Genomic DNA, 12,399 nt, shown 5'->3' on the forward strand with positions numbered 1-12,399 from the left:
TTTTACTCAAAACTATCTTCATTTTCTTGTGACCAACCAAAAAAATAGGTTAGTGTTGCCGAAAGAACAAGCGTTATAATACAACATATAATGACTGCCCAAAATGACAAATCTATCCCTTTTGATGGTGAAATCAAAGCTGGAATTCCCAATACAGCAGATGATAAGGTATATAACTTACCTCCAAATAATAATACAAGCATTGAACCGATAACATTACAACCACTTGCAATTAAGAGAGGTTTTTTTGCAGGGATTGCCAAACCAAACAAACCTGGCTCTGTGATTCCTGCGATTACAGCGGTAAAAAAAGCGCTCCATGCGATTGATTTTACACTTTTCTTTTTGGCCCGTAGTGCGATTCCAACCATTGAACCCCCAATTCCCATTGGAGCAATAAAAAATGCAACAAGCCCAAATAAAGTATATCCCATTGTCGCAAAATCAGCAGTAAATAAAGGAATGAAGGCTTTTGATAATCCAACCGAAACTAATAGAAGCCATAATCCACCTGAAATTGCACCAGTAATTGATGGCGCTATTGAATATAAAAATTGAACAAATGAAGTAACTGTATTCATTGCAATTGTTAAAATAGGTCCCACCGCTAAAAATACAATAGATAAAGTCACTAATAAAGTAATTAAAGGAACAAAAATCATTTTAAGAACATCTGGAATAACCTGTCTTAACTTCTTTTCAATTACTGAAGCAATCCAAACCGAACCAATGATAGGTAATACCGTAGACGAATAATTCATCAGCATTAAAGGTATTCCAAAATAAGAATAGCTTGAACCCTTCGTAATTTGTTCAGCAGCAGTCATAATATCAGGATACAATAACGCGCTAGCAATCGCTAAAGCAATTGCTGGTTTTCCTCCAAAATGGTTTGCAGTAGTGTAAGCTAAGAAAAATGGAAGAAAATAAAACATTCCGTTGGCAATTGAATAAAGAACCAAGTACGCACCGCTACTAGTTGAAATCCAATCAATCATTACTAGTAGAGCAATGATTCCCTTTAATGTTCCGCATGCTGATAGAGTTCCTATAATTGGGATGAAAAGATCTGAAGCGAGTCCAGTAATTTGATCAAGTACACTAAGTTTTTGCTTTGGTAAATCATCTAAATTTTCATCGACAAATCCTGTGGATTTTTCTTTAAGTATTTTTTCCATTTCAAAATAATAATTTTGAACAGCATTTCCAATTACAATTTGTGTTTCTCCTCCCCTTTCTAGCAAGCCCATAACCCCAGGTACTTTTTTTAGTTCATCCATTTTCTGGAGGTTATCATCCTTCAGTTTCAATCTAAGCCTTGTTGCGCAATGGGAAAATGTAATGATATTATTCTCTCCGCCTGCCAACTCTATTATTTTATTCACTGATTCCTGAATGTCGTTTTTGTTTTTCATTATTCATTTGTCTGATAGAAGTAAATTATGTTTTACTCTATCATACGCTCCTCTCAAGTTTTTGATATATCATAAACAGAAACTTTTTATCACCAAAAGCAATGTAACTAATTTTCAAATTCTGAACTAAGCTAAAAAAATTAACTGTTATTCAAGTTACTACTCTATGATTAGCATTTATTAAAATACTGGAAAAGATTTATAATCTAACAAATAGCAAAAAATAATTAATAAGGAAATTATCAAATGAAACAAAGTTCTTCAGCTAAACAGCTAAATAAATCATTTATCTACTTGTTAAACAGATAGACAGAACTTCAAATTATGTCTATATGAATTACAAAAATTCAGCAAAAAGCAAATAAAAAGAATACAGAACAATCGACATAAACAAGCATTCACTAAGTTCGAGAACGGATTCATTTAAAGATAGAGAACGTTACCAATTATTTATAGCATCAAAGAACAGTAAATATCTCAACTTTTTAAGCGTCTCTATTTTTTCTAAACTAATGTGACACTTCCAATTTTTGTTCCATGTTTTTGATTACCAGTAAGATTCAAAGTGAATGAATCATCCACTTTTAGTTCAGGAAATACGACAATTAAATCTGTTTCTTTCCCGGCATCTATAATTTCCTGTATGTTCATTGTTCCTAATAATGTATCCTTAGTAACTTTGTCCCCAACCTTAACATTAATATGATATGGATTTCCTTGCAATTCAACAGTATCAATTCCCATGTGAACTAGAATTTCAATTTTGTTTTCTAACCTAATTCCAATTGCGTGCTTCGTTGGAAAAATATTTGTTACAACTCCAGTTCCCGGAGAGAATACATCATTAGTAATCGGTTTTACTGAAAATCCATCACCTAACATTTTTTCTGAAAACATTGAATCATTAACTTGTTCTATTCTAATAACTTCCCCATCTGCTAAAGAATACAGCGGTGTCTTAATTACTGCTACTTTACTTTTTTTAAAAAGATCAAACATTTCTTTTAACCTCATTTTCTTTTTAGATAATCTCTTTGAGATAGATTGTTATCTTATTTATAAAAATGTCAAATTCAATTTATTCATTTAAAGGCCATTCTTAAATTTAATCGATTCTTTTTTTAATCCAGATTCACGAACTGCTTGCATAACAGATAAGACTCGCCGTACTTCCGATTGTTTAACAAGAAAGTCATCGGTCCCTTGAAGAGTATTGACATAATTATCGTAAAACATCTGATAATTATAATTTGTAACAGGTAACTCTTCGGTCATTAAGATTCCATCTGCGACAGTTCCAAATGATCTTGTTGGACCTGATGCGGTCATCACAGTTTTCCCTGGTACATTCTCAAGCAAACGAGATGTTTTTACCACTTTTCCTTCTGGAATAAAACCATCACTATACATACTCCCCTTATCTCCCCCAATAAACCAATGTCTCTCAAACCAATGTGGTTTATCCGTAAGATAATAGGTTCCAAGTTCAATTTCCCCCATAATTCCATTTTCAAACTCAAGTAATATTTTAAAATAATCGTCAACTTCTTCGTTAATAACATTTCGAACATCTGCAAAGATTGAAATAATTTTACTATCAATCATATAAAGCATTTGATCAATTAGATGAACACCCCAATCATAAAGCATTCCTCCCCCGTGCTTTTTGTAAATATGCCAATCATGCATATTTCCATTCAAACCATAGAGTTTTGATTGAACTGTATAAATATTTCCAAGTTCTTTTTTTTCATAAACTTTTTTTGCTGTTCTAAAATCGTTGTCAAGTCGACGTTGTTGATGCACAGTAAATTTAACTTTTTTTTCATTTACAACCGCCATCATTTCATCAAATTCTGAAACATTCATAGCTGCTGGTTTTTCACAAATGATATTTTTACCTGCTATTGCCGCTTTTATCACCACTTCTTTATGTGCATCGTTAAAAACTGAGACAATGACTGTGTCAATCGTTTTGATTTTTAATAGTTCATCTACACTAGTTGTTTTAATGACATTTTTGGTGATAGAGTCATTCATTTTTTCACTATCAATATCACAAATTGCGATGACTTTCATTTGATTTCTATCGGCTAAACTCTGTTCATGGATATGGCCAATGAATCCAAATCCTATAATACCTATGTTAATTGTCATTATTTACCTCCATATCATTAAATTGTGTTAACTTATATTTTTTCTCAGCATATTCAATAATTGTGATACCTGAATTATTGATTTCTTTTTTTACATTAATATTAGGAGTAATTTTATTTACAATATTTCTAATAACATTTCCATGTGTAACAATAAGCACCCTTGAACTATTATGATTCTCGATTTTAGAAGTAACTATATCTAATCCTGCAAATATACGTTTTTCACACACAATATGGCTTTCCATATCTTTTGACGGTTCCATTTTCTGAAGTTCATTTGAAATATCTACAAAAGATAACCGTTCAAAAAGTTCATTTTCGGCAATATTCAATTTTTTCGCTAACCGCGAGTAAACTTCAGTGTCGTAGTTACCCTCAAATTCTCCAAAAAAAGTTTCTCTAAATTCTTTCATTGGTTCTATCAAAGTATTCGCATTATACTTGCTATACTTCAAAATAATTTTTGCTGTTTCAACCGTTCTTCTTAGATCACTCGAAAATACCCGCTCAAATTTCTCATTTGCCAATCGTTTTCCAGCAGTTTCTGCTGCCTTTTCGCCCTCAATTGTTAGAGGCGTATCAGACCATCCTTGCATCTTGCCATATTTATTAAAATAAGTCTGCCCGTGTCTTATCAAATAGATTTGCACTTTTAACTCTCCATTCTATTAATGTAACTAACCCCCTCATAAGAGAATGCTTTCAAATTATGAAGGAGCAGATTTCATCACTTACTAACTTAAATGAACTACTTCACCTGTTTCTGCCGATTTATAAATCGCCTCAAGAATTTGAGTAACTACAAATGCTTGCTCGGGCTTTACAAGCGGTTCTGTATCATTGATAATAGCATCAATCCATTGGGTTGCTTCTGCATCTCTTTGTTCGAGATGTGTTGTGTTTTCAAAACCAAAAACACCTGATCCTTGAGACGGCTGTGTTTGAACCTGTGTGTTATGCTTAATGTTATTGAATACAACATAACCTTGATCAGCATAAGCCGCTCCAAACATCTCCGCACCACCGTCAGTTCCACACAATGTTACTTGAGCTTCTTTAGGATTAATCATATTAAGGGCCCAGGCTGCTTCTAAAAAAATAGTTGCTCCATTCTCCATTTTTATAAAACCAAATGCTGAATCTTCTGTTTCAAATGTCTTCGGGTTCCAAGGACCAAATTGGTTTCCTTCGGGCTTATCTTTTAATTTTTGATATGTTGAACCAAAAACTGTTTTAACTCTATAATTATCCATAAACCAAAGTGTAAGATCAAGAGCATGGGTACCTATATCAATTAGAGGTCCACCACCTTGTTTTGCTTTATCAGGAAATACGCCCCAAGTGGGAACCCCTCTTCTACGAATGGCATGCGCTTTTGAAAAATAAATTTCTCCTAACTCATTGCTTTCACAAGCAGCCTTTGTTTCTAATGAATCAGAGCGGAAACGATTCTGATATCCTATTGTTAATTTTTTCCCAGTAGATTTAGCTGCGTCAATCATTCTTTGTGCTTCTGCAGAATTGATTGCCATTGGTTTTTCACACATTACGTGCTTACCAGCTTCTAAAGCAGCAACCGTTATTTCTGAGTGAGAAATGTTTGGGGTAAGAACGTGAATAACATCAATACTTTTATCTTTAAGAAGCTCAACATAATCGGTATAAACTTTTGCTCCATCATCGCCGTATTCCTTTTTTCCTTTTTCTGCACGATCTTTAATCAAATCACAAAATGCAACTAATTCAACTTTATCTTTCAATTTTGCAAGTGCCGGAAAATGTTTGCTAAAAGCAATTCCTCCACATCCGACAAAACCAATTTTTAATTTTTTCAAAATTTTCCCTCCATTTTTGGTTAGGTAACCAAAACCTCAAAAGTTCCATTTTCACTATCTTAAAAAGGTTTTATATCAGCGTTTTTAAAATGGTAAAAAGCACAAAATAGGGTTTTGGCGACCAAACCATTTTTAATTCTTTCAGAAAAATACTCTAGTACTAACTTGTAAGCTTTTTGATCATTGCAATATGGCGATGACATTGTTCGATAGCATCATAACCACCTTCATCTTCATACTCTGTAACAATATAACCATCGTAGCCACTTGCCTCAATAACTGGAATAATTTCTTCGTAAGGAATTGCTGGTTCATGAAGATTTTCATCAACATAATGAAATTTTCCATGCATTGAAAATACATACGGCATAATCCTTTTTAATCCTTCCAACTCCTTTGAAATATCTTTTTTGAACTGAACAAAACCATAGAAACTATTAATAACATCAAGCAAGGCAGGGGTTTTTTCAATTTCAGAATCCATTATTTTTAGTGCATCTTCTTTTGATACCTCATCATATTTTAATTGAGCACATCTTTTCAATTGCTCCGTTGTGGCCCCTTTAGATAAGGCTCTATCCCAAATTGGCTTATTAGGACCTGTCGCAAATGCTCCAAAATCAGGGATAAATCCGATAAATTTACTTTTTGTTCGTTCAATAACTTCCAAATATTCCAAAATTGCTGGTGTAATTGGACTTTCGGGATTGTGAATTTCAATTCCAACTCGTACGTTGTATGCTTCGGCATAAGGTGCCAATTTTTCAAGTGATGCCGGCGACAACAAATACTGTTCACGCATTACAGTACAGCCAAGTTTGCTTGCAGAAATAACAGAAGTAATTGCTTGCTGTAATGCCTCTTCTTCAGTTAAATCACGTTCTTTCAGCATTCCTCGATCTAGTTGTGCCGAATAACACATAGGACCAATGCCATACTTACTCTTACATTCATTAACAAATTCAACAAATTCGTCTGATACATATGGATAAGTTGGGATTGACTGTGCAGCAACAATATCATAGCCTTCTGCACCAATTTCAGCCGCAGTTCGAATAACTCCTTCTAAATCAAGCTTCTTATTAAGGAATAAAGTTCCAAATGAAAATAGAATTACTCCAGTTTTAATTTTTGTCATATATTATTCCTCCTCAACTAGTGACAAAGTTCTTTTTCCACAATTATCAATGGCCATATATTCATGATTTGATCCAATTGGCATGTAAGGTGAACGAAAAATCAAATGCAATTCCACATTGTGTTCTCCAGCTTTGAGTCCACCAGGTTTGAATACATTAATCGTTGCTGGTTCAATAGCCTGCCAAAATTCTGAATAACAATGTTCAAATTCAATTGGATTGAATTCTTTTCCGTTAATACAGAACTTAATGGTTTCTGTTGGGACAACCTCTCCATCAATTGTAATTTGAAATTCATCAATTACTGTTAAAAATTGACCACGATAATAATCCAAGCATACTTCAAATGCATACCCTAACGTATTGTTATGAATCACTTGATTTCTCAAGCTGTCAGCAACAATAACATTGTCAATTACATTCAATTTCTTCGCATACTTTTTAGTTTCAGTCATTTCAATTCCTCCTTACTCTTTTTATAAAGAATCTGTAATAATTGGCTTTCGCATCACCAACTACAATCAAATTATAGTATTCAAAATATTTTATCTCTCCCGATTTCTTTCAATAATCGTCGTCTATTATTTCCATTACTACTGTAGTCCAAAACTCACATGACATTATTTGATGAATTATTATTGTCATTTTGTATTCGCTATCATTTTCTATCTTTGTTTTATCGGGGTGTAATTCAATTTCACATTACTTTTTTAATCGTGTTTCAGTTATTTCAGAATTATTTGGGATTCTTTTTGATTTACGCTGATTAAAGGCATAGTGAACGTATCATTCAAAGAGAACATTCGAAAAATTAGTGTCTATCTTTCCATTTATCATAGGTGTATGTATGAATAAGTTTGCTAGAATTGGGATTCCAAAATTCTTTAAGGATTTCCGAGTGGTGTATCTTCATATTTAGTATTGACAATAATACTGTTAACAACATATTTTCTTGCAAGAAAATATGACATCTCCATTTTTAATCATCTGAGAGATCATTCTCATCAATTTACTCTCATATTTTCCTTATTAGCAAATTTTGAAAAATATCTTTCGTGTAATTCAAATCGTAGAAACACGATAAATTGTTCAGTCTTTCATGTTTACTTTCACTATTATGTCTTCGATTCGACCGCCTCCTCAAGGTAAATCTTTTGATTTCGGTTTATACCGCAATCTTGTCTACCATTTATCCTCATCAGATTTCAGTTCATAGGCTCAAGAGATTTGCTAAACTACTCCCTTCACCCAACATCACTGATTTTTGCTTTTTGGTTCGCTACACTCAGCGGTAACTAACCGTGACTGGATTTTCAACAGCCTGATAAATATCATGGCTGACACACGTAAAAAAAAGCAAGTCTACTTTTTGATGACTTGCTTCTTTTGCTATTATAATTTTATAACGATATTTCCTTAATTTGATCAGGTCCAGAAATTTTTGGTTATTTTCATTAAACATATTTCGTTTGCTGAAAGATCAATTGTAAATTTGATTTCATTATTACTAACTTTGAGTGTCTCAATTGTTAAATCAGGTAAAATATTTCTATAAAGATAATCAACTTGTTCTTTGTTCATTTTATCCAAATATCCGAACTTCTTCCACTCATTCATGATACTACCTTTTTCTTCTGATACAGAATACTTTTCTATCTGATAAATACCATTGGATATTCCAGTAAGCTTAATTTTTATCGATTTATCGGTATTATTTTCAAATATTGTATCATAGTTGTTCAGAGATATTTCTTCTTCATCTTTGAAATAGTACAAATAATTCAAATGCTTATAGTTATGACAAAGCAAAGTGTAATGATTATCATCGCGTTCCGTTAGCAGATAGTTTTTACCTTTTGAGATCATTGTTTCATCCAGCCTATTTGCAAAATCAAAAGCAAAAAAAGATGGTTTCGGAATTCCACTTTTGGTGACAAGACCCGAGATACCATTTAAAATATTATTGGTATCAAAGTACTGACCAGAAGCATCCGAACCTGCACAATAGACAATCGATTTAAAATCCAAATCAATGATATCAATCAAATTTTTAACTATATAAGCACCTTTATAACAGCTATCATTGATGATACTTTTGTTTGATTTTGTAATATTCCATTCTGATATATAGATGGGTTTTGTAAAAAAATTAAAAATGTCTATATATTTTTTGACTTGTTTCAAAACAAAATTTTCGTCTTTTGAACGAATTTCATTCTGATTTTTATCATATTGATATGGAAACAATTTCAAAGAAATAAAATCAAATTCAATTCCTTTACTTTTTGCCTTCAAAATGAATTCATAAGTTTTTTTTAGCTGGTTATCGTCAAAACCTGAGATACCGACAATTATTTTTTGCGAGTAATCTTTGAATATTTTATATATTTCTATACAGAAACGGAATATCTTTTTATCATCATCTAGTTGTAATGTTTTATCTGGACAAATTTCAAACATCCAAGTTTCTACTTCATCAATGCCATACCGGTGTATAGCGTTAACAATAAACATCGTAATTAGAGATTTCCATGAAGTTGCCATCTCTACATTATCAGAGTCACCAATCGGTTTTAAAATAAAAAAATCTTTTCGGTGGTTATAATTTTTTACAGAAAGATCAAGCCATATTTTCAAACCATTCTCTGTTAGAAAGTCCAGTATTTCGTATATTCGTTCAAAATTAATTTCACTATGCGAAGTTATATCTATACCCATTTCTTGTGAGAAGATGTCCGAGAATCTGACATACTTAATCTTCAATTCTTTTTTCAAAAATAATATATGAGATTTTATTTGTGAGTTAAGCAAATCTTTAGCAGAACCCATGGTAATGACGTCATTAAATTTTTTGTTGATTTTATGTCGCTTATGATTTTTTTTCGAAATATCAATTAGTTCAGTCTCTTCTTGAATAAAATCACTTTTATTACTAATCATAAATTTCTGTAGTTTTTCTAAAGTTTGCTTTGTAGATTCTTGCCTATCCATTAGAGTTTCATTTTTCTGAATCCCTAACTTTCTTCGATATTCACTTGGCAAGGAGTCAAATCTTGATTTGAACGCCTTTGTAAAGGAATTTATGTTTGGAAATCCACATTCTAATGCAATTTGAGTAATGGATGCATCAGTATCACGAATAAGTTCATATGCCTTATCAAGTTTTTGATTCACTAGATAGACCGAAAAATTAACTGAGAAATTTCGTTTAAAAAAACGTGAAAAATAGGAAGGTGACATAGAAAAATATTCAGAAATTTCTGTTAAAGAAATATCGCTAGAAAAGTTTCTATTAATGTAGTCAATAATCAAAGAAATTCTTTCATCATAATTACTTTTAAATCTTTCATTTTGATTTGTTGAAACCAAATAGCCTTTACATAATTCATCAATAAGTTCATATACTAGGGAAAAATGTTTAAAATTTTTTCCCTTTTCCATGATAGCTATCTGATTGACAAGCGTTTTGACTATTTTCCCGATATTTTCTCTTCTCAAATCAAGCATATTTGAATCATTTGTGAAGATTATATCTTTATTCTTAATAATGCTCTTCAATAACTGATAAGAAATATGAACTTCAGTAATTAAAGTTTCATAAGAAACAGATTCATATTGATGAGACTCATTTGAATTGATAATCAAATAGTCATGACTTTTTAATATATAATCATGCTTTTCTACAACAACATTTAGTTCACCTTCTAAAACATAAATAAATTCAATTTCTGAATGACAATGAGTGCCTACTGAGTGATTAAAATATATTCTAACCTCCACTTCTGAATTATAATCATGAAAAATAGAATTCATACATTAACCTCCTCCTATTAACTGGTAATTCAAAAAGTTTTTATCAAAATTCACTGTAAACGTTGCTACAAAAAGGTTTTAGCTAAAACAAGCGCTCCCCCCTCAATCAAATAAAAATTTTGTTAGAAAAATTTTATTATCTGAAGTGACGTAGCGTATACTTGACAATGAGCATTGTTGAGCTATAATAGCCTGTTCTGACGCGCTTTCTTAGTGCGCTTTTTAACGTCAGAATGCTCAACGATGGAGGCTCGTTGTCAAGTGCCCTGGTCATTTTTACAGAAGTTTTCATAGAACTTTTTGAGTTACCTATTAACTTTACCTATTAACTACGCTTATACTGAAAGAACTCTAAATTTAATCTAATATCTATCTTCTATGTATGATGAATGGTATTTCGTCAGTTGTCAAGCTCATAATAGTCTCGCAAAGCTGATTTACAAAGCCTCTTTTCTAATTTCATGTCAAATCTGTTCGATTAGATTGCAGTTTAATTTTTCTTCAGTTATATTATTTCAATAATTTATTAAAGCACATGAAATCGTTGTTTTTCTTATCTTTTTTTGTTAGGACTATGCATCTCTTTTGTAGGAAGTATTTCAGCTTTTTCAATCTAGGATCTAGGGAGCAAGGTAGTTTCGATTAATTTAACCGCTGCCTCGTTTACTGCTGTCCGTTAATTACAGTAGTGCTGAATTTTTTTGAATCAAGGCCAACAATATTAAAGTCTCAAGGATTTTCTTCACGATTAATATGAATTCTGTGCTTACCCAGGTTAAGTTTCATACCGAAGCGTATCAGATGTTTTATGATAGCCTTTATATTGTGCACAGCCGAGTATTAGTTTTGTCCCTATTACTATTATAGGATAAATCCGTCGGTTTATCAGCTTTTTTTATGGATTTTTGTGTTATTTTTTATTTTTTCTATATAGTAAAAAATAGAAATCGGAAGATAGAAATTTAAATTGATGGGATTATATCTTCCGATAACTTTGTGATTACATTATAATCACTTACCGCACAAGAAATTGGACATCGCAAATTATTCTATAACACTACAATTAATTTTGTTAACTATAGAAAATACTGTTCTAAACAGAACTCTCAAATCATTCTACAATTTTCCAGTTACTCCCACTCTTTTCAAGTGTTAAATTGAATTGAGACACCTGTGTTGCTTTGGTCTGTTGGTCGAGGTATTTTACTGCCAGTGATACCGTGACTTGATTGTCCTTGCGATTGTAAATCGGATTGACGAGTTCTTGAAAAATATAGTCTTTGCCGATTGATTTTAAGACACTCTCATTCACATAGTAGGAAAGCTCACTCATGGTTGAAGAGGGATAGAGTTTGAAGAATGTCGTTAGAAACTCATTGATTTCATTGGTCATAACGGAATCAACCGTTCCGTCACTTTCCATAGATTTTGGTTTGTAATCTGATTTTGATGGAATGCTAGTTATGGTCGGATTTTTAATTAGCACCATGTTTCCAAATTCATCTACATAGACCGTTACTTCATAAGCAGATTGAACGGTCTTCTTGTTTTCGCCCTCTGTAATGAGCTGGTCTATACTATAGGTCACATCAAAGATATTATCACTTGTAGGCTCAACCGTCCATATCTGAATAGCTCTCATAGAAGAAGAAACAGGAATATCCTTACGAACCGTACCAGCATTAAGAGCTAAAAGCTCCTCTGTCAGATAACCTTTGAGCTTTTCCATGCGGTTATCAATAGATTTATCGTCTAACTCCCAAGTGTAGTAGATCTTCGCAAAGTTCTCCACGAAGTTTTCTACCTTGTGCGTATCGACATATTCTTTCTCTATGATTTTGGTTTCATGAACGGTATGGGTATCAATGGCTGTAAAGTTTTTGTATAGGGCAAAACTAAAGCTAAGGGCTAAAAGTACCCATAAACCAATCACAATCTTCTTACGAGGATTTACCTTATAAATTTTTTGCTTTTTCTCTTTTGGAAGTTGCTTTTCTTTATTCTGATTTTTTCTTAATTTCATTATTGAATCGTCCTT

The 12,399-nt window shown here is 32.2% G+C and carries 9 protein-coding genes; all 9 read right to left on the minus strand.

Features of this window, described 5'->3' with window-relative positions:
• Positions 1–2 precede the first annotated feature (2 nt).
• The 9 genes from CBF29_RS09420 to CBF29_RS09460 all read right to left on the minus strand — a co-directional run bounded on the left by CBF29_RS09420 (position 3) and on the right by CBF29_RS09460 (position 12,384).
• The gene (locus CBF29_RS09420; RefSeq protein ID WP_126809481.1) at positions 3–1,415 is read right to left on the minus strand and encodes a PTS transporter subunit EIIC; all 1,413 of its coding nucleotides are present in this window, start codon (positions 1,413–1,415) and stop codon (positions 3–5) included.
• A gap of 504 nt (positions 1,416–1,919) precedes the next feature.
• Complete coding sequence (locus CBF29_RS09425; RefSeq protein WP_170170039.1) at positions 1,920–2,414, minus strand: PTS sugar transporter subunit IIA; 495 nt, start codon at positions 2,412–2,414, stop codon at positions 1,920–1,922.
• Positions 2,415–2,501: 87 nt separating this feature from the next.
• Positions 2,502–3,572 (minus strand): Gfo/Idh/MocA family protein, encoded by a 1,071-nt coding sequence (locus CBF29_RS09430; RefSeq protein WP_126809483.1) that lies wholly within the window; start codon positions 3,570–3,572, stop codon positions 2,502–2,504.
• Positions 3,562–4,224, minus strand: a complete 663-nt coding sequence (locus CBF29_RS09435; protein ID WP_126809484.1) for a histidine phosphatase family protein — start codon at positions 4,222–4,224, stop codon at positions 3,562–3,564. The genes CBF29_RS09430 and CBF29_RS09435 overlap by 11 nt, the downstream gene beginning before the upstream one ends.
• 84 nt (positions 4,225–4,308) lie before the next feature.
• Positions 4,309–5,409, minus strand: coding sequence for a Gfo/Idh/MocA family protein (locus CBF29_RS09440; protein WP_126809485.1), 1,101 nt, complete (start codon positions 5,407–5,409; stop codon positions 4,309–4,311).
• Between the two features lie 160 nt (positions 5,410–5,569).
• Positions 5,570–6,547, minus strand: coding sequence for a sugar phosphate isomerase/epimerase family protein (locus CBF29_RS09445; RefSeq protein ID WP_126809486.1), 978 nt, complete (start codon positions 6,545–6,547; stop codon positions 5,570–5,572).
• 3 nt (positions 6,548–6,550) lie between these two features.
• On the minus strand, positions 6,551–7,003 hold the full coding sequence (locus CBF29_RS09450; protein WP_126809487.1) for a C-glycoside deglycosidase beta subunit domain-containing protein: 453 nt from the start codon (positions 7,001–7,003) through the stop codon (positions 6,551–6,553).
• 970 nt (positions 7,004–7,973) lie between these two features.
• Positions 7,974–10,361 (minus strand): GH39 family glycosyl hydrolase, encoded by a 2,388-nt coding sequence (locus CBF29_RS09455; protein ID WP_126809488.1) that lies wholly within the window; start codon positions 10,359–10,361, stop codon positions 7,974–7,976.
• A gap of 1,111 nt (positions 10,362–11,472) precedes the next feature.
• On the minus strand, positions 11,473–12,384 hold the full coding sequence (locus CBF29_RS09460; protein WP_126809489.1) for a conjugal transfer protein: 912 nt from the start codon (positions 12,382–12,384) through the stop codon (positions 11,473–11,475).
• Positions 12,385–12,399: the final 15 nt, after the last annotated feature.

The sequence above is a fragment of the Vagococcus elongatus genome, assembly GCF_003987645.1.
GTDB lineage: Bacteria > Bacillota > Bacilli > Lactobacillales > Vagococcaceae > Vagococcus_A > Vagococcus_A elongatus.